Here is a 17,732-nt window from a genome sequence, read left to right on the forward strand (position 1 = left end):
CCGCTCCTACCCCGATCGGGCGCGCCGGCCGGGTTGGGCCGTCAGGCGATCGGGACCAGGGCTCCGGGATCGTCGACCGGCAGCGGCTCCGCGGATTCGGCGGTCACGGTGAGCTGCTCGAACCGGATGGACCCGCCGTGGTTGTCCAGGAAGGCGATGTCGGAGGCGTCCCGCCCGGTGGCGATCCGAACCATCGCCGCACGCGGCGCCAGTCCGGTGGCGTCCAATACCCACCAGCGTCCGTCGATCAACACCTCGGTGACCGCGTGGAAGTCCATCGGATCGCATCCCGGCGCGTACACCGCCGTCATCCGGGCCGGCAGTTTCAGCGCCCGCAGCAGCGCGATCGTCAGGTGCGCGTAATCGCGGCACACCCCGGCCGAGGCCAGCAGGGTGTCCGAGGCACCGTCGAGCGAACGGCTGGCTCCGGGCACGTAATCGAGCCGGCCCGCCACGAAGTCACGCACCGCGAGAGCCTTGTCGGTGTCGTCGGTGATGCCCGCGAACTGCTGTCCGGCGAACCCGAAGAACCGGTCCACATCGGCGTAGCGCGAGGGCCGCAGGTACAGCGAACTCAAGTAGTCGTCCACCGGTTCCGGATCGGCGCAGCCCGATACCCGCGCCAGGTAGTCCACTTCGATGGACCCCGAATCAACCTCCACCCGGTGGATCCGCCCGCCTTGGGGTCCGACGATCTCGCGCACCGGATACGGTGCGCCGTCGCGTGTCACCGAGAGCGACTCGTACACCTGCAGGCCAGGGACCCGCGCCACGGTGACCTGGTACTCGAGCGCTGTCGGAGCGAGCACGGTGCACGAGATCCGCGCCGACATCTTCCGGGCTGCGGTGGCGGTCATAGCGCCACCCTAACCAGCACCGGCTCCGGATGCAGTTCCACCCCGAACCGATCGCGCACTCCGTCGCGGACCTCCGCGGCGAGTGAGAGCAGTTCGGCGGTGGTGCCCGTGCCCCGATTGGTCAGCGCCAGGGTGTGCTTGGTCGACAGCGACACCCCTGTTCGTCCGCCGCTGTAACCCTTGCCGAAGCCGGCGCGTTCGATCAGCCAGCCGGCGGAGAGTTTGATGCCGTCCGGCGCCGGGTACCGCGGCGTGCTCTCGCCGGTCAGCTGCTCGATCCGGTCAACGATCTCCTGTTCCGGGACAACCGGATTGGTGAAGAACGAGCCCACACTCCAGGTGTCGTGGTCACCCGGGTCGAGCACCATGCCCTTGCCGCGGCGCAGCGCGAGCACCTGCTCGCGCGCGACCGCCGGGTCGACGGTGTCTCCCGGTTCGGCACCCAGCGCGCGGGCCAGTTCGCCGTACCTGATCGGGGCGCTGACACCGTCGGTCAACGCGAACCGCACCCGCAGCACCACGTCGGAGTCGGTGGCGGAACGTTTGAGCCGGGACGTGCGGTAGGCCAGTTCCAGGGACTGCGGCGTGACCCACTCGACGGTGCCGGTCGCGCGGTGGTACAGCTGCACCGCGTCGAGCCAGGCACCCACCTCCACGCCGTAGGCGCCCACGTTCTGCACCGGGGTGGCTCCGGCCGAGCCGGGAATGCCGGACAGGCATTCCAGGCCACCGAGCCCGGCTTCGACGGAGGCGGCCACCACGTCGTCCCAGACGGCGCCGGCATCGGCGGTGAGCGTGGTCCCGTCGATCTCGATCGCACTGCTTCTCACGTGCACGACGGTGCCGTCGAAGCCCTCGTCGGAGATCACCAGGTTGGAGCCGCCGCCGACCAGCAGCACCGGTTCACCCGCGGCGTCGGCGCGCGCCACCGCGTCCACGACCTCGGCTCCGCCGGCGCAGCGCAGGTACGTCCGCGCCGGGCCGCCCAGGCGCAGGGTGGTCAACTCCGATAGCAGTTCAGGCACGAAGCAACGGTAACGTGTCCCGCTATGAGCACCCGTCTCGAGCGCTCGCTCGACTTCGCCGCGACCCCGGCCGCACTGCACGCCGCCTTCACCGACGACGCGTACTGGCCCGCCCGGGTGGCTGCCGTGGGCGGCGACGGAGCGCGGATCGAGGAGCTGGATGTGACCGGCGACGGTGCCGCACGCACGGTGCGGGTCCTTGTGGTGCATGTGATCAGTGAGGACAAGCTGCCGCCTGTGGTGACCGCGATCCGGCCGGGCGGGCTGGAGATCCACCGCCGCGAGGAGTGGGGGCCGCTGCAGGGTGACCGCTGTGAGGGGCGTTTCTCCGCCGATGTGCAGGGCGTTCCGGCGCAGCTCTCCGGCACCGCAGTGCTGGAGCCCGGACCCGACGGTGCCCGGATCACCGCCGCCGGTGAGGCCACCGTGTCGATCCCGTTCGTGGCCTCGAAGGTGGAGTCGCTGGTGATCGAGAACCTGCAGGAGCTCATGGTCAGCGAACGCGAGTTCACGCTGCAGTGGATCGCCGAGCACCCCTGACCTTGTAAAGTCTCCCTTCATGGCACGACGCTTGAGCTATTCGGCGCGGTTCCCGTTCCCCGCGCAGGTCTTCTACGACGCGTACTCCACCAAGGAGTACTGGACCGAGAAGATGACCGATTTCCGCAACCTGACCCCACTGTCCGAGGTGACGGAGTTCGACGTCGACGACGAGGGGATCACCGTCGTCCAGAAGCAGAACCTGCCGCACGAGTACCTTCCGCCGATCGCCCAGGGCGTGGTGAAGAAGGACATGATCATCACCCGTGAGGAGTTCTACGGCGCGTGGGACGGGGAGAACTCGATCGGCGATTACAAGGCGTCCATCCCCGCCGGACCGGGCTCACTCAAGGGTGAGAGCTCGCTGTTCAACACCGAGACCGGCTGCACCATGCGGTACACCACTGTGGTGAAGGTCTTCGTGCCCTTCGTCGGCACCAAGCTCGAACAATTGATTCTGATCAACCTGGTGGACCTGTTCCGCGCCGAGGCCGAGTACCTCAAGTACTGGGTGTCCAAGAACGACTAGACCGGTGCCGGCCGCTTCGCCTCACGGGCGCATCACCCGCGGCACCACCGGCCTGAACCGGCTTCGGCGCAGCGACCGCTGGACCGCGCACGAGCGCACCGTCCGCGCCGCACTCGACGGTCCCTCCCCGATGGCCGTGGACCTGGGCTACGGCGCCCGCCCGGACACGACTCTCGAATGGGCCTCCTGGCTGCGGCGGGTGGCACCGTCGGTGCGGGTCACCGGCCTGGAGATCGATCCGGCACGGGTGGTCCCCGGACGCGACGGAGTGCACTTCGCCCGCGGCGGTTTCGAACTCGCGGGGTTGCGCCCGAACCTGGTGCGCGCGTTCAACGTGCTGCGGCAGTACGACGAGCCCGAGGTGCCCGATGCGTGGCGGACCGTGCTGGAGCGGCTCGCCCCGGGTGGGGTCTTCATCGAGGGCACCTGCGATGAACTGGGCCGACGGTGCTGTTGGCTCACGCTGGACCGGTCCGGCCCGCAGGTGCTCACCCTGGCCTGGCATCCCGGTTTCACCGGCCGCCCGTCCGAGCTGGCGGAGCGGCTGCCCAAGGCGCTGATCCACCACAACGTCCCCGGCGAGAAGGTGCACGCTCTGCTGACGCTGGCCGACGAGTGCTGGGACCACGCCGCCGGGTACGCCCCGTACGGCAACCGGATGCGGTGGCGGGCCGCCGCTGCCGCGCTGGCCGAGCGCACCGGCGGTGCCGCGCGGGCACCGCGGCGGCCGGTCCGCGACAACCTGCTGACCGTCGATTGGGCCCTCGTCGCGCCGTGACCGCCCGCCGGCACGAGGTGACTCGGCCGCCGGCTCGCCCGGCAGCACCGCAGCGGCTCGCTGAGTCCGCACCCGAAGTCAGTAGTGTGGTGTGCACGACCTGCGCGTACTCGCCGATCGCCGGGACATCGCAACTGCAACCCGAGGATGAGGAACAATCACAGCCGATGGATACGAACCTGAACCCTCCGCAGAACCCCGCCCCGCGCGGCCCGAACCCGGCTCCGGCCGCGAAGCCCCAGGCGAAGAAGTCGCGTGGCAAGCTGATCGGCCTGGTCGCCGTCGGGCTGGTCGCGCTGCTGGTGATCCTCGCCGTGGGCTCCGAACTGTACATCCGGAACCGCGTGCAGGGCTGTCTGGCGGACAACATCAAGAACGGCACTCAGGCCAACGACGTGCAGGTCTCGTTCGAGAAGACCCCGATGTTGCTGCAGGCCACCGGCAAGATCCCGTCGATCGACATTCGGGCGAACGGCCTCAACGGCACCGAGGGCCTGTCCGCCCGGATCCTGCTCAAGGGCGTCGAGCCCAGCGGTGAGAACCGGGTCGACGACGCCACCATCGTCGGCGAGTTCACCGCCGACGGGATCAAGAACAAGATCACGCAGGTCAAGGTGATCTCGGACCCGAAGGTGAACCTGAACGCGGCGGAGAACAAGATCGAGATCAGCGGCACCGCGGTGATCTTCCCGGTCACGGTGAACCTGACGCCGTCGATCAAGGACAACAAGGTGGTGCTCACCGCGAGCAAGGCCTCGGTCTTCGGGATCGGCGTACCCGATGACCTGGCGCAGCAGCTGATCACCGCCGTCGCCGACATCCCCACCCCGAAGGGACTGACCGCCAGCGACCTCAAGATGACCGATCAGGGCATCTCGATGCGCTACAGCGGCCAGAACGTGCTGCCCAACGATATCGAGAGCGGTAACGACGTGGGCGCCACCAACTGCTCGCTGCTCTGATCCGGCTACTCGGGGAACCCGGCCAGAACGGCCCGGGTCCCCGAGAGACCGAGGCGGTTCGCGCCGGCGTCGATCATCTCCTGCGCGGCGTCGGCGGTGCGGATCCCGCCGGAGGCCTTCACGCCCACCTCGGGGCCGACGGCCGCGCGCATCAATCGCACCGCCTCGGCGGAGGCGCCGCCGCTGGGGTGGAACCCGGTGGAGGTCTTGACGAAGGTGGCGCCGCCCTTGACCGACCGGCGGCACACCTCGGTGAGCAGGTCGGCGTCGCCGAACTCCAGCAACGCTGCGGACTCGACGATCACCTTGAGCACCGGGTCGGCGCCGATCGCCTCGCGCACCGTCAGCACGTCGGCGAACACCCGGTCGAGGTCGCCGGCGAGCGCCAAGCCGACGTCGATCACCATGTCCACCTCGTGGGCACCCTCCTCGACCGCCATCCGCGCCTCGGCGGCCTTGATCAGCGAGTGGTGCTTGCCGGACGGGAAACCCGCGACGACGCAGGTCCTCGGAGCCCAGCGGCCCTGCGCCCCAGCGGCCTCCTGCGCATCGATCGCGATCCGCAGCGGCAGCATCGACGGGGACAGGCAGACGGCGTAGACGCCCAGGTCCAGCCCCTCCTGGTAGGCCGCGGCCGCGGCACTCTCGGTGGCCTCCGGCTTGAGCAGCGTGTGATCGACGAGGGCGGCGACTTCGGAACGTGTGAGCACGTCTGAGACGATACCGTTCGTGACCAGTGATACCCGCTACGTCCTGACCCTCGGCTGCCCCGACACGACCGGCATCGTGGCGAAGATCTCGACCTTCCTCGCCGACGTGGGCGGATGGATCGTCGAGGCGGCGTACCACTCGGATGCGGACTCCGGGTGGTTCTTCACCCGGCAGGCGGTACGGGCGGACAGCGTCGACCTACCGCTGGAGCAGTTGCGCGCCCGGTTCGCCGAGGTCGCCGCCGAGATCGGACCGGAGACCGAGTGGCGGCTGACCTCCACCGCCGAACCCAAGGACATCGTCGTCCTGGTCAGCAAGGAGGGGCACTGCCTGCACGATCTGGTCGGGCGGGTCGCGACGGGCGAGCTGCGCGCGCGGATCGCGGCGGTGATCGGCAACCACGAGGACCTGCGCGATTTCACCTCGCGGCTGGACATCCCGTTCCACTACGTGCCCTTCCCCGGCCCCGGACAGGACAAGTCGGAGGCCTTCGCGGAGGTCGCCGCGATCACCGACCGGTTCGACCCCGACGCGGTGGTGCTGGCCAGGTTCATGCAGGTGCTGCCGCCGCAGCTGTGCGAAGCGTGGGCGGGGCGCGCGATCAACATCCACCACAGCTTCCTGCCCTCGTTCGTCGGCGCCAAGCCCTATCACCAGGCGTTCACCCGGGGGGTGAAGCTGATCGGTGCCACCTGTCACTACGTGACCGCGGATCTGGACGCCGGGCCGATCATCGAGCAGGACGTGACCCGTGTCGATCATTCCGACGAGGCCTCGGACATGGTGCTGCGCGGCCGGGACATCGAGAAGGTGGTGCTGGCCCGCGGTCTGCGCTGGCACCTGGAGAACCGGGTTCTGGTGCACGGCCGCAAGACCGTCGTCTTCTCCTAGCGGCTGTCAGGCGGGGGCGCCGGTGTGCGCCGGGCGGCCCTCGATGATCGAGTCGAGCAGTGCGTTGACCTTCTCCGGCTGCTCGATCGGCAGCATGTGCCCCGCGTCGCGGATCACCGCGAACCGGTCCAGGTTCCCGGCGATCTTGAGCTCGGCGGCGATCGCCTCGGCGTCCACCGGCGGGGTGAGGTGATCGAACTGTCCGACCGCGACGGAGGTGGGTACTGAGATCTTCCGCAGCCCCTCGGTGACGTCGGCGCCGGCGAGGACGTGCCCCCATTCCGAGCGCACATCCGTCGGGCAGGCGGTGACCATGTCCTCGGTGTACTTCACCGCACCGTAGGAGGAGTAGCCGCACAGTGCGCTGTAGCGCAGCACCGCGGTCTGCAGCCGGTTGTGCCGCACCTTCACCGGCGCGCCCAGGAAGGCGTCACCGACCTTGGCGGTCAGGCGCGGTGCCACCCGGGTCAGCGCCGCCAGCGGGGTGGCTCCGACGAAGTTCGCGATCGGTTCGCTGGCGAAGGTCGACATCAGCACCGCGTGGTGGATACGGCCCGCGACCTCGTCCGGGTACTTGTCGGCCCAGGCCATCACCGTCAGGCCGCCCATGCTGTGCCCGACCAGCAGTGCTCGCTCGCCGTCGGGAATCACCGAGCCGAGCACGGCGTGCAGATCGTCGGCGAGGACGGAGGCGGAGTAGGCGAAGGCGCCCGGGTCCGATTGACCGTGTCCGCGCTGGTCGTAGCAGTGCACCCGGTATCCGCGAGCCACCAGGTGTTCCACCTGGCGCGGGAAGGATGAGACGTTGCAGCTCCAGCCGTGCACGAAGACCGCCAGCGGCCCGCCGACGGTGCCCCAGCTGCGCACGTGCAGGCGCGTCCCGTCGCCCGAGACGACGAACGAGTCCTCGTGCGGACCGTCGTAGTCCTCGATGAGCTTGGCGTTCGCCGGCACCTTCGGCGCGGAGAGCGCGTATGCGGTGACCCCGGCGGCCACGGCCGCCGCCCCGGCACCGAGAGCGCCGAGCGCACCGACGACGAGCTTGCTGGAGATCTTCATGCGGCTCACCTTACTAACGAATGCTCAATAGCGCGGGCGGCGGACCTCATCGAGTTTGGGCCGCACGTCCAACAGATATACGAGCACACCGACCGCACCGATCACCAGCCCCATTCCGCCGAGCCCGGCGAGCGCCAGCAGCGCGCAACCGATGAGCGTGATCGCCCAGTAGTTCTTCTGCCACTTGCCGGCGGCGGTGAACGCCTGGGCGGGCGCCCGGAGCGCGTGCACCAGGGCGAAGGCGGCAGCGCCGACGATCAGCAGGGTGATCGCGAGGTAGGCGTAGAAGGACAACTGGCCGTAGGCCGCGAGCAGACTCATGTCACCAGCCTAAAGGTCGGGCGTCCGGCGGCTGTTGCCGCCGGACGCCCGGGTGCTGCTCCGGTGGTGCCCGGACGACGCACCCCGTGGGGTGCGACGCTCGGTTCCGCCCTGTTTAGGAGTCGGCCTTCTTGGGAGCGGCCTTGCGCGGGGCGGCCTTCTTGACGGCGGCGGCGCTCTTGTCGGCGGTCTTCTTCACCGCGGCGGCACCCTCGTCCGAGGCCTTCTTCGCAGCGGCCTGGGCATCGTCGGCCACCTGAGCGACCTCGTCGCCGGCGCGGTTGACCAGCTTGGCGGCACGCTCGCCGACCTGCTTGGTGGCCGAGGCGACCTGGCCCAGCGAGGACTCGGTGAGCTCGACGGCGGAGTTGTAGGCCTTGGTGGCCTGACCGGTGGCGTCCTCGATCACCGATCCGGTCTTGATCCGCTCGTAGGCGGTCTCGCCGCGCTCGGCGAGCGACTCGTAGATGTCGGTGGCGACCTGGATGTAGGCGGCGGCCACCTTGCGGAGCTCGTCGGCGGTGAACTTGGCGCGCAGCTCGTCGACGTCCTTGGGCAGGCCGTCGCGAGCCTCGGTCAGCTTGGTCTGCGCGGTGTCGGCGGCATCGCCGACCTTGGCCTGGGCCTCCTCGACGCGGGTCTGGAAGTCCTTGGAGGCGTCGGTGGCGGCGTCGCGCAGCTTCTCCACGACCTCGGCCACGGCCTCGTAGGCGTAGTCGCCGGCACCCAGGGCGGCGAACAGGGGGGTCTTGAGGTCTTCGAGGGTGTTCTGTTCGGTCATGGCAGGTTCTCCTTCAGTTCTGGATCCCGATCCCGCGAGATCTCAGTCTCGTTCTCACGGCGGAAGCTCTCGTAGATGTCGAGCAGAGCCCGCTTCTGCCGCTCGTTGATGGCCGTGTCCGCGATCAGCGCATCGCGTACCGGGGATTCCGGACGCTCCTCGAGGATCCCGGCTTGCACGTAGAGCACCTCGGCCGAGAGCCGCAGTGCCTTGGCGATCTGCCCGAGCACGTCGGCGGACGGTCGGCGGAGCCCTCGTTCGATCTGGCTGAGATACGGGTTGGACACCCCCGCCCGCTCGGCCAACTGCCGGATGGACACCTCTGCCGCGAGACGCTGCGCCCGAATGAACTCGCCGATGTCCGAGCCCGATTTCGCGGAATCACCGCCGGGCTCTTGATCGCTCGTCATTCCCGGTCTCCCGTCTGCGCGGCTGATTCCACGCTAACAGCTAGTGCTAGCTCTTGCAAGCGGTTTGTTAGCAACCTGTCTTCACCCGAACATCAATTGCGTGATCGTGTAGATCACCAGGCCCGCGATGGCACCGACGACGGTGCCGTTGATCCGGATGAACTGGAGATCCCGGCCCACCTGGAGCTCGATCTTCTTCGAGGCCTCCTCGGCGTCCCAGCGGGCGACGGTGTCGGTGATGATCGAGGTGATCTGGCCGGCGTAGTTCTCCACCAGGTGCCGCACGGACCGGTCCACCCAGAAGTCCACCTTGTTGCGCAACTCCGGGTCGTCGCGCAGACGTACCCCGAACCGGGCCGCGGACTCGCTGAACTTCTCCCGCAGCGTGGAGTCGGGGTCCTCGACCGAGGCCTCGATCGTCCGCTTGGCGGCCCGCCACGCGGCCTGCGCCGCGGTGCGCACCTCCTCCCGGCCCATCAGTTCCGCCTTGACCCCCTCGACCTTGGCGATGGTCCGCGGATCGTGCTGCAGATCCGAGGCGAAGTCCCACAGGAACGTGCTCATGGCCTGCCGCACCTCGTGGTCCGGATCGCTGCGCACCTTCCAGGTGAACTCCACCAGTTCACGGTAGATCCGCTCCCCCAGCAGCGAGTTGACGAACTTCGGGGACCACTGCGGACCGTCGGTGTCGACGATCTTGTCGATCACGCCCTGGCTTCCCAGCGCCCAGTGGTGCGCCCGCTCGGAGAGCAGGTTGATCAGCGGGAGCTGTCGCTGCTCCTGCAGCAGGGTCTCGACCAGGCGGCCGATGGGCGGACCCCACTCGGGTTCGGCGAGCCGTTTGATGATGGTGCTGTTGAGTACCGCCTCGACGTCCTCGTCGCGCAGCACCTCACTCATCACCTTGACCAACTTGGCCGCCTCGCCACCGAGCCGCTGCGAGTTCGCCGGGTCCGACATCCAGCCGGCGACACGGCCGCTGAGTTCGAGCGATCCGACCTTCTCGGCGATCACATCGGGGGTGAGGAAGTTCTGTTGGACGAAGCCACCGAGGGCATCACCGAGCTGGTCCTTCTTCCGCTTGATGATCGCCGTGTGCGGGATCGGCAGGCCCAGCGGATGCCGGAACAGCGCGGTCACCGCGAACCAGTCGGCCAGCCCGCCCACCATGCCGGCCTCGGAGGCGGCCTTGACGTAGCCGACCCACGGTCCGGCGATGGCGAGCCCGGCACCCTTGGTGTCGAGGTACTCGCAGACCAGGTAGATGATGGCCGCACCGATGAGGAAGCCGAGCGCGACCGCCTTCATCTTCCGCAGATCGCGCCGCTTCTGCTCGTCCGGCGTGCCGAACGGGCCGACGGCCGGGCTCGCGGGCGGTACGGACTGCGAGGTCGCCGCGGCGTGGCGCGGAGACCCCGGGGATGTAAACACCGTCACGATTCGATCTTGCCCGAAGTCCGGGGACTTCGATGGTTAGGGTTGGGGAATGGCGAACGACGGCTGGCAAACCTCCGCGTCCGAGGCCCTGCGCTGGCGCCCCGGGACACAGGTCTCGGAGATCGACACCTCGGCCCGCCCCGGCTTCGACGGCGACAAGCAGTTCGGCGAACGACTCATGGTGGCACGCGGTGAACGGCTCTCGCAGCTGCAGGAGCTGCTGTACGCCAACGGCCGCGCCGGTGACCACCGCTCGGTGCTACTGGTGCTGCAGGGGATGGACACCGCGGGCAAGGGCGGCATCGTCCGGCACGTGATCGGGATGGTCGACCCGCAGGGCGTGCACACGGCGTCGTTCGGCAAACCGACACCGGAGGAACTCGCGCACGACTTCCTGTGGCGGATCCACCGACAGGTGCCCAAGGGTGGGCAGATCGGCGTGTTCGATCGCTCGCAGTACGAGGACGTGCTGGTGGTGCGCGTGCACGAGTTGGTTCCGCAGTCGGTGTGGGAGCCGCGCTACGAGATCATCAACAGCTTCGAGGAGGATCTGGCCTCGTCCGGCGTGACGGTGGTCAAGTGCGCGATGTTCGTCTCCCTGGACGAGCAGAAGCAGCGCCTCGCCGAGCGCCTGGATCGGCCCGACAAGTTCTGGAAGTACAACCCGGGCGATCTCGACGAGCGCTCCCTGTGGCCCCAGTACCAGCAGGCCTATCAGGACATGCTCGACCGCACCAGCACCGACGGTGCCCCCTGGCACGTGATCCCCGCCGACCGCAAATGGTTCGCCCGCGTCGCGGTCACCGAATTGCTGATCGAGGCTCTGGAGGGCCTGGACCTCGACTGGCCTCCCGCCGACTTCGACGTCGACGCCGAGAAGGCCCGGCTCGCCGGCGCCTGACCGCCGCGCCCGTCCGACCGCAGCCGTCACCGTCGTACTCCCTAGCGGGACGCACGCTCCCCAGCCCGACCATGCCCTCCCCCCGTCCAGATCCGTGGGGAGCGCGGCGCCCCGCTAGGGAAGGCCGGGACGCTCAGGCAGGGCGGCGGGCGGTGACGAACTGGCCCTGGCCGCTGATCACCTGGTCGATGTCGGCCATATCGCTCTCCCGCAGCCAGCCGGTGACCTCCTCGCGCCCGAACCACCGGAATCCCGATATCCGCTCCGCAGTGGAGGAACCGAAGACCGAGGTCAGCGGCGTCTGCAGGGAGGTGAACAGGGCGATCCGGCCACCGCCACGGGTCACCCGGCAGATCTCCCGGACCGCGAGCCGCGGCGCCGGAATCAGGTACAGCGCGGCCAGACAGACGACGGTGTCGAAGGTCCGGTCCGCGAAGGGCAGTTCCAACGCGCTGCCACGGACGTACGCCACGTGGTCGCCGGAGTTGTCGCGGACGGCGCGAGCGAGCATCGGCTCGGAGACGTCGAGTCCGATGGCGACACCGTCGCCGGTGAGTTTGCGGGCCAGCGGCCTGGTGTAGAGGCCAGGTCCGCAGGCGACATCGAGGACCCGCTGCTCACCACGGCCTACCAGCTCGTCGAGCAGTACCTCCTGGCGACTCATCGTGCCGGTCCCACCGAGGCTGAAAAGCCGGGTGAACGCCGGCCGCCACGCCTTCTCGTAGACCGCGGCCAGCGCCGGATTCTGCATCAGCACGTTGCCCAGCCCCGCGGGCCTCGCGCTCTCAGGGGCGAGAACGTCGAGGTAGCCGCGGGTGCGATCGGGGGCGCGTCCGATCCGTGCGGGATCGAGCAGTGCCTCTGCACGGTCGAGTGCGGTGGTCATGCCGCAACGCTAACGCGCCGTCGACGCTCCCGCGCCGGGGACGCTACTTCGCGGGGTACTGGTAGATCCCGCGACCTGACTTCTTGCCCACGTAACCGGCCTCCACCAGTCGCAGCAGCAGCGGCGGCGCGGCGTAGGTGGGCTCCTTGTACTCGGCGTACATCGCGTCGGCGATGAACTTCACCGTGTCCAGGCCCACCAGGTCGGCCAGCTTGAGCGGGCCCATCGGGTGCGCGCAGCCGAGCATCATGCCCTTGTCGATGTCCTCGGCGGTGGCGAAGCCCGACTCGTACATGCGGATCGCGGAGAGCAGGTACGGCACCAGGAGCGCGTTGACGATGAACCCGGACCGGTCGGTGGCACGCACGACCTGCTTGCCGAGTACCTCGGAGGCGAACTGCTCGGCGCGCTCGGCGGCGGCCTCGGAGGTGGACAGCGAACTGATCACCTCGACCAGCGGCAGCACCGGAACCGGGTTGAAGAAGTGCAGCCCCAGCACCCGGCCGGGGTTCTTCGTAGCGGTGGCGATCCGCTGGATCGGCAGCGACGAGGTGTTCGAGGCGAGCACGGCGTCGGGGTCGGTGACCACCTCGTCGAGCTTGCCGAAGACCTCGGCCTTGACCGCCTCGTTCTCCACGATCGCCTCGACCACCAGCTGCCGGTCGGCGAAATCGGCGAGGTCGGTCGTGAAGGTCAACCGCTCGGCGGCCTGGTCCCGTTCGCGCTCGGTGATCTTCCCGGAGGAGACGGCGCGATCGAGCGAGGCGAGGATGCGGGTGCGGCCGGCCGCGGCGAGGTCCTCTGTGGCCTCCCAGACCAGCACGTCGGCGCCGGCCCGTGCCGACACCTCCGCGATGCCGCCACCCATCTGACCAGCGCCGACGACACCGACGCGCGAAACTACTTCGCTCATGAAATTCCCTAACGTGACAACAGATTCAAGTGGGACGAGGGTAACCCCGCTGGGGTGCGCCCAGACGGTGCCCGCCTACGCGACAGGCGGCCCGCGACGATAGTCACGGGCCGCCTGTGGTCGCGCTGGATCCGCCTTCGGCGGCGGGAACAGTTCCTAGTGGAACTGGCCCTCCTCGGTCGAGCCCTTGAGCGCCGCGGTGGACGTGTTCGGGTCGACGGTGGTGGCGATCCGGTCGAAGTAGCCGGCGCCGACCTCACGCTGGTGCTTGGTGGCGGTGTAGCCGCGCTCCTCAGCAGCGAACTCGCGCTCCTGCAGGTCGACGTAGGCGGTCATGCCCTCGCGGGCGTAGCCGTGCGCCAGGTCGAACATCGAGTAGTTGAGGGCGTGGAAGCCGGCCAGGGTGATGAACTGGAAGGTGAAGCCCATCGCGCCCAGCTCCTTCTGGAACTTGGCGATGGTCGCGTCGTCCAGGGCCTGCTTCCAGTTGAAGGACGGGCTGCAGTTGTAGGACAGCAGCTGGTCCGGGAACTCCGCCTTGACACCCTCGGCGAACTTCTTCGCGACCTCGAGGTCCGGAACGCCGGTCTCCATCCAGATCATGTCCGCGTACGGCGCGTAGGCCTTGGCGCGGGCGATGCACGGCTCGATGCCGTTCTTGATGTTGTAGAAGCCCTCGGCGGTGCGCTCACCGGTCACGAACGGCTTATCGCGGTCGTCGACGTCCGAGGTGATCAGGGTGGCGGCCTCGGCGTCGGTGCGCGCGATCACCACGGTCGGCGTGTTCGACACGTCGGCGGCCAGGCGGGCCGAGGTCAGGGTGCGGATGTGCTGCTGGGTGGGGATGAGCACCTTGCCACCGAGGTGGCCGCACTTCTTCTCCGAGGCGAGCTGATCCTCCCAGTGGGTACCGGCGGCACCCGCGGCGATCATGGCCTTCTGCAGCTCGTAGACGTTCAGGGCGCCACCGAAACCGGCCTCGCCGTCGGCCACGATCGGCACGACCCAGTTGTCGACCGACTTGTCACCCTCGACGCGCGCGATCTCATCGGCACGGAGCATGGCGTTGTTGATGCGACGCACGACCGACGGCACCGAGTTGGCCGGGTACAGCGACTGGTCCGGGTAGGTGTGTCCGGAGAGGTTCGCGTCACCGGCGACCTGCCAGCCGGAGAGGTAGATGGCCTTGAGGCCGGCGCGCACCTGCTGCACGGCCATGTTGCCGGTGAGGGCACCCAGAGCGTTGATGTAGGAACCGTCGCCCTTGGTGACGCCCTCCCACAGGATCTCCGCGCCGCGGGTCGCGAGCGTGTTGGCCTCGACGACGCTGCCCTGCAGCTCGGCGACCTGCTCAGCGGTGTACTCGCGCGTGATGCCCTTCCACCGCGGGTTGGTGTCCCAATCCTGCTGGATCTCTGCGGCGGTCCTCGGCTGTCCGACGGTGCTCATTGGCTCCCCGTTCTTCGTTGCGTCGATAGTGGATCTATTAGGCCACCGGCGGCGGGCGAGAGAGGCTGATCGCTAACCCGCTTCACACTTCCGGCGTTGCGCCCGACATCACTGTGCCACAGCTAAAGCCGCAGGCCAAGGGCCTACCCGATGCCAAAGCAAGCCACGAAAGCGCACCGATCTTGCTAATCTTGCGAAGTCCCGGTTCGAGAACCCGCGAAAAAAGTACGCCCGTACTGGGAGTTTGCCGGGGCGGGTCGCCGGACCGTGCGGAGCCGGCGACCGGGCCGCACCGTCGGATCACGGGCACCATCGGCGTCGTTGTGTGATGCACTTCACTGCCAAGTGCTGCGAAGGGTGCCCGAACCGACCGGTAGCTGGGCTTCCGGCGCTAATATTCGCGCCATGTCCAAGACCTTCGTGGGTGCTCGCCTTCGCGGCCTGCGCAAGGAACGCGGGCTCTCGCAGGCGTCTCTGGCAGAAGCGCTGGAGATCTCGCCGTCGTACCTGAACCAGATCGAGCACGACGTGCGTCCGCTGAGCGTGCCGGTGCTGTTGAAGATCACCGACGTCTTCGGCGTGGACACCTCCTTCTTCAACACCCAGGACCAGACTCGCCTGATCGCCGAGCTGCGCGAGGTCACGATGGACGTGGACGCACCGACCAGCACCGACGAGCTCTCCGAGCTGGCGCGCGATCACCCCGGTTTCGCCCGCGCGATGGTCGCGCTGCACCGTCGGTACCTGGGAGCGGCCGATCAGCTCGCCCAGGTGACCGACGGCCGCAACGACCCCGGTGCGCGCGGCGCCATCCCCAACCCGCACGAGGAGGTGCGGGACTTCTTCTACCAGCGGCAGAACTACTTCCACGAGCTCGATACCGCAGCCGAGGAACTGACCGCACGGATGCGCATGCACAGCGCGGATGTGCGCGCGGAGATCGTGACCCGCCTCGAGGCGGTGCACAACGTCTCCATCCGCCAGCGCGTCGACCTCGGTGAGACGGTGCTGCACCGTTACGACCCGCGCACCCGCGTACTGGAGATCAACCGGCACCTGTCCGGGGGGCAGCAGGTCTTCAAGATGGCCGCCGAGCTGGCCTACCTCGAGTGCGGCCGGGAGATCGAGGAACTGGTCGACGGTGCCGGCTTCGGTTCCGAGGAGGCCGGACGGCTCGCCCGGCTGGGCCTGGCGAACTACTACGCTGCGGCGGTGGTACTGCCGTACACCCGCTTCCACGGCGCGGCCGAGGAGTTCCAGTACGACATCGAACGGCTCTCGTCGTTCTTCACGGTGAGCTACGAGACCATCGCGCACCGGCTCTCGACGCTCCAGCGTCCGAACCTGCGCGGAGTGCCGCTGTCCTTCGTCCGGGTCGATCGCGCCGGCAACATGAGCAAGCGCCAGAGTTCGACGGGGTTCCACTTCTCCGCCTCGGGCGGCACCTGCCCGCTGTGGAGTGTCTACGAGACCTTCGCCTGGCCGGGCAAGATCATCACGCAGATCGTCGAGATGCCCGACGGACGCAACTACCTGTGGGTGGCCCGCACCGTCGAGCGGCGGGCCGCGCGGTACGGGCAGCCCGGCAAGACCTTCGCCATCGGGATCGGGTGCGAGCTGCGGCACGCTCATCGTCTGGTCTACGCGCGCGGCCTGGATCTGGCCGAACCCGAGGCCACCCCGATCGGCGCCGGCTGCCGGGTGTGCGAGCGGGCGGGGTGCCCGCAGCGCGCCTTCCCGGCGATCGGCAAGAACCTCGACATCGATGAGCACAGGTCGACGGCCTCGCCGTACCTGGTCCAGTAGCGTCGATGCCATGACACCGCGCGTGACTCCCGGCGGACTGCGCCGGCTCGGACCGATCAACTACGCGATCGCGCGGATCGGTGCGCGGGCGGTGCGCGCGGACGACATGCACCTGTTCGCAACGCTCGGTCGCACGAAGCGCCTGTTCCTGGGCTGGCTCGGTTACTCCGGCATGTTGATGCCCTTCGGTGCGCTGCGCCGGGCCGAATCGGAGACGGTGATCGTGCGAGTCGCACACCTGCGCGGCAATGCCTACGAGCTGGGCCATCACCGCCGGATCGGGGCGCGGGCCGGGCTCACCGCCACCCAGTTCGACCGGATCTTCGACGGTACGGGCTGGGACCCGCGCAGCGCCGCCCTGCTGGCGGCGGTCACCGAGATCGTCGGGCGCAAGTCCGTCTCCGACGCCACCTGGACCGCCCTGACGCAGTTCTACGACGAGCGGCGGCTGGTGGAGATCGTGATGCTGGCGACCAACTACGACGGCCTGGCCACCACGATCGACGTCCTCGGCATCGAACCGGAGCATTCACCCGACGACGTTTCCCGCTGAGCGGGATGGCGGTCCCGCGCTGCTCGGTGCGAACGCGGCCAGCGTCAGCGGAACTCACGTAGAGGCGTACGCAACGGCTCCGGCTTCAGTCGAATCAGCACGGGCGCACCGTTCCAGGTTCCCTCGACGACCGCGCCCTCGTCTGACCGCGCAAGCGCGAGGCCGTCGGCGACGATGCCGCCATCGACGGTGCGCGCCGGGATCCGGCGGAGCACACCACCATCGACCTCGACTATCAGTGCGGTACTGACCGGACGTGCCTCGACGGCGAGCCGGTGCCACCGCGGACCAGCGCCCCGGAACTCGGCGATCGACCACAGCCCGTCCAACCCGGAGAGCCGTTGGGTGTAGTCGCGGTGCGTGCGGGCACCGTTCACCCCCATCGCCACAGCGACGGCCGCCAGCACCATGAGGTGTACCGCGTGTGCCCGGCCTCGACTCCACCCCCACGATTCCGGCGCTGCGGGCACCGCAGAACCGCAGACGAGCGCCCACAACCGAGGCCACCAGGGCACCGTCAGAGCGACCGCGCACGCGAGCATCGCAGCAGGCGGGAACAGGACCGGGACGTCGTAGGTGAGATTGAGCAGGAGAACCTGGGTCATCGCGACGGTGGACACCCCTGCACCGGCCAGAACGGTGCGCCGCCACACCAGCAGGATTCCACCGATCACCTCGACGACACCGGTGGCAACGGTGTACGGGGACGACGCCGCCATGAACGTCCACAGCAAGGAGCGGTCGCTGAGGTCCGCGACCGGTTCCAGCAGTGCACCGGGAAGTGTGTACGCGATGAACTGCGTGGGAATCACCTTGACCATCCCGAAGGCGACCATGGCCACAGACAGGGCAACCCGCCCGGCGGCATGGAGCAGAGCGCCGATGCGCACCGAGCGGGTTGTGGTCAACGTGAACGGTGGAGA

At 68.7% G+C, this 17,732-nt stretch carries 20 protein-coding genes; 8 read left to right on the forward strand and 12 right to left on the reverse strand.

Annotation, left to right across the window (positions count from 1 at the left end):
• Positions 1–41: 41 nt before the first annotated feature.
• The gene (locus ACYVHG_RS06525) at positions 42–857 is read right to left on the reverse strand and encodes a transglutaminase-like domain-containing protein (RefSeq protein WP_461166590.1); all 816 of its coding nucleotides are present in this window, start codon (positions 855–857) and stop codon (positions 42–44) included.
• The gene (locus ACYVHG_RS06530; RefSeq protein ID WP_461166591.1) at positions 854–1,882 is read right to left on the reverse strand and encodes a UDP-N-acetylmuramate dehydrogenase; all 1,029 of its coding nucleotides are present in this window, start codon (positions 1,880–1,882) and stop codon (positions 854–856) included. Before ACYVHG_RS06530 ends, ACYVHG_RS06525 begins: the two co-directional genes overlap by 4 nt.
• A gap of 24 nt (positions 1,883–1,906) precedes the next feature.
• Between ACYVHG_RS06530 and ACYVHG_RS06535 the strand changes: the two genes are divergently transcribed.
• The 4 genes from ACYVHG_RS06535 to ACYVHG_RS06550 all read left to right on the forward strand — a co-directional run bounded on the left by ACYVHG_RS06535 (position 1,907) and on the right by ACYVHG_RS06550 (position 4,691).
• Positions 1,907–2,422, forward strand: a complete 516-nt coding sequence (locus tag ACYVHG_RS06535; protein WP_461166592.1) for a DUF2505 domain-containing protein — start codon at positions 1,907–1,909, stop codon at positions 2,420–2,422.
• 19 nt (positions 2,423–2,441) lie between these two features.
• Positions 2,442–2,951: a DUF2505 domain-containing protein gene (locus ACYVHG_RS06540; RefSeq protein WP_461166593.1), complete on the forward strand. Its 510-nt coding sequence runs from the start codon at positions 2,442–2,444 to the stop codon at positions 2,949–2,951.
• Between the two features lie 4 nt (positions 2,952–2,955).
• Complete coding sequence (locus ACYVHG_RS06545) at positions 2,956–3,729, forward strand: class I SAM-dependent methyltransferase (protein WP_461166594.1); 774 nt, start codon at positions 2,956–2,958, stop codon at positions 3,727–3,729.
• Positions 3,730–3,896: 167 nt separating this feature from the next.
• On the forward strand, positions 3,897–4,691 hold the full coding sequence (locus ACYVHG_RS06550; protein ID WP_461166595.1) for an LmeA family phospholipid-binding protein: 795 nt from the start codon (positions 3,897–3,899) through the stop codon (positions 4,689–4,691).
• A 5-nt stretch (positions 4,692–4,696) separates the two neighbouring features.
• Here ACYVHG_RS06550 and deoC read toward each other — a convergent pair whose 3' ends face one another.
• On the reverse strand, positions 4,697–5,413 hold the full coding sequence (gene deoC, locus ACYVHG_RS06555) for a deoxyribose-phosphate aldolase (RefSeq protein WP_461166938.1): 717 nt from the start codon (positions 5,411–5,413) through the stop codon (positions 4,697–4,699).
• Positions 5,414–5,420: 7 nt separating this feature from the next.
• Here deoC and purU point away from each other — a divergent pair, with 7 nt between their 5' ends.
• A complete protein-coding gene (gene purU, locus ACYVHG_RS06560; protein WP_461166596.1) occupies positions 5,421–6,293 on the forward strand; it encodes a formyltetrahydrofolate deformylase in 873 nt (290 codons plus the stop codon).
• A gap of 6 nt (positions 6,294–6,299) precedes the next feature.
• Here purU and ACYVHG_RS06565 read toward each other — a convergent pair whose 3' ends face one another.
• The 5 genes from ACYVHG_RS06565 to ACYVHG_RS06585 all read right to left on the reverse strand — a co-directional run bounded on the left by ACYVHG_RS06565 (position 6,300) and on the right by ACYVHG_RS06585 (position 10,172).
• A complete protein-coding gene (locus ACYVHG_RS06565; protein ID WP_461166597.1) occupies positions 6,300–7,352 on the reverse strand; it encodes an alpha/beta fold hydrolase in 1,053 nt (350 codons plus the stop codon).
• Between the two features lie 24 nt (positions 7,353–7,376).
• Complete coding sequence (locus ACYVHG_RS06570; RefSeq protein ID WP_461166598.1) at positions 7,377–7,673, reverse strand: DUF2516 family protein; 297 nt, start codon at positions 7,671–7,673, stop codon at positions 7,377–7,379.
• A gap of 115 nt (positions 7,674–7,788) precedes the next feature.
• Positions 7,789–8,454 carry a heparin-binding hemagglutinin gene (locus ACYVHG_RS06575; RefSeq protein WP_461166599.1) on the reverse strand — a complete coding sequence of 222 codons (666 nt, stop codon included), beginning with the start codon at positions 8,452–8,454 and terminating at the stop codon, positions 7,789–7,791.
• The gene (locus ACYVHG_RS06580) at positions 8,451–8,864 is read right to left on the reverse strand and encodes a helix-turn-helix domain-containing protein (protein WP_461166600.1); all 414 of its coding nucleotides are present in this window, start codon (positions 8,862–8,864) and stop codon (positions 8,451–8,453) included. Before ACYVHG_RS06580 ends, ACYVHG_RS06575 begins: the two co-directional genes overlap by 4 nt.
• Before the next feature lie 81 nt (positions 8,865–8,945).
• Positions 8,946–10,172 (reverse strand): DUF445 domain-containing protein, encoded by a 1,227-nt coding sequence (locus tag ACYVHG_RS06585; protein ID WP_461166939.1) that lies wholly within the window; start codon positions 10,170–10,172, stop codon positions 8,946–8,948.
• Positions 10,173–10,350: 178 nt separating this feature from the next.
• Between ACYVHG_RS06585 and ACYVHG_RS06590 the strand changes: the two genes are divergently transcribed.
• Positions 10,351–11,202 (forward strand): polyphosphate kinase 2 family protein, encoded by an 852-nt coding sequence (locus tag ACYVHG_RS06590; protein ID WP_461166601.1) that lies wholly within the window; start codon positions 10,351–10,353, stop codon positions 11,200–11,202.
• 133 nt (positions 11,203–11,335) lie between these two features.
• Here the strand turns inward: ACYVHG_RS06590 and ACYVHG_RS06595 are convergent, their stop codons facing one another.
• The 3 genes from ACYVHG_RS06595 to aceA form a co-directional block, all read right to left on the reverse strand.
• Positions 11,336–12,088 (reverse strand): class I SAM-dependent methyltransferase, encoded by a 753-nt coding sequence (locus tag ACYVHG_RS06595; protein WP_461166602.1) that lies wholly within the window; start codon positions 12,086–12,088, stop codon positions 11,336–11,338.
• Between the two features lie 43 nt (positions 12,089–12,131).
• Positions 12,132–13,001: a 3-hydroxybutyryl-CoA dehydrogenase gene (locus ACYVHG_RS06600; protein ID WP_461166603.1), complete on the reverse strand. Its 870-nt coding sequence runs from the start codon at positions 12,999–13,001 to the stop codon at positions 12,132–12,134.
• Between the two features lie 156 nt (positions 13,002–13,157).
• Complete coding sequence (gene aceA / locus ACYVHG_RS06605; protein WP_461166604.1) at positions 13,158–14,450, reverse strand: isocitrate lyase; 1,293 nt, start codon at positions 14,448–14,450, stop codon at positions 13,158–13,160.
• A gap of 405 nt (positions 14,451–14,855) precedes the next feature.
• Between aceA and ramB the strand changes: the two genes are divergently transcribed.
• Together ramB and ACYVHG_RS06615 are read left to right on the forward strand one after the other, a co-directional pair.
• Positions 14,856–16,256 (forward strand): acetate metabolism transcriptional regulator RamB, encoded by a 1,401-nt coding sequence (gene ramB, locus ACYVHG_RS06610; RefSeq protein ID WP_461166605.1) that lies wholly within the window; start codon positions 14,856–14,858, stop codon positions 16,254–16,256.
• A 10-nt stretch (positions 16,257–16,266) separates the two neighbouring features.
• Positions 16,267–16,809 carry a carboxymuconolactone decarboxylase family protein gene (locus tag ACYVHG_RS06615; protein ID WP_461166606.1) on the forward strand — a complete coding sequence of 181 codons (543 nt, stop codon included), beginning with the start codon at positions 16,267–16,269 and terminating at the stop codon, positions 16,807–16,809.
• A 44-nt stretch (positions 16,810–16,853) separates the two neighbouring features.
• On the opposite strand, the gene ACYVHG_RS06620 is transcribed toward ACYVHG_RS06615, so the two are convergent.
• Positions 16,854–17,717 (reverse strand): hypothetical protein, encoded by an 864-nt coding sequence (locus ACYVHG_RS06620; RefSeq protein WP_461166607.1) that lies wholly within the window; start codon positions 17,715–17,717, stop codon positions 16,854–16,856.
• Positions 17,718–17,732 lie beyond the last annotated feature (15 nt).

The organism is Tsukamurella serpentis (assembly GCF_054780975.1).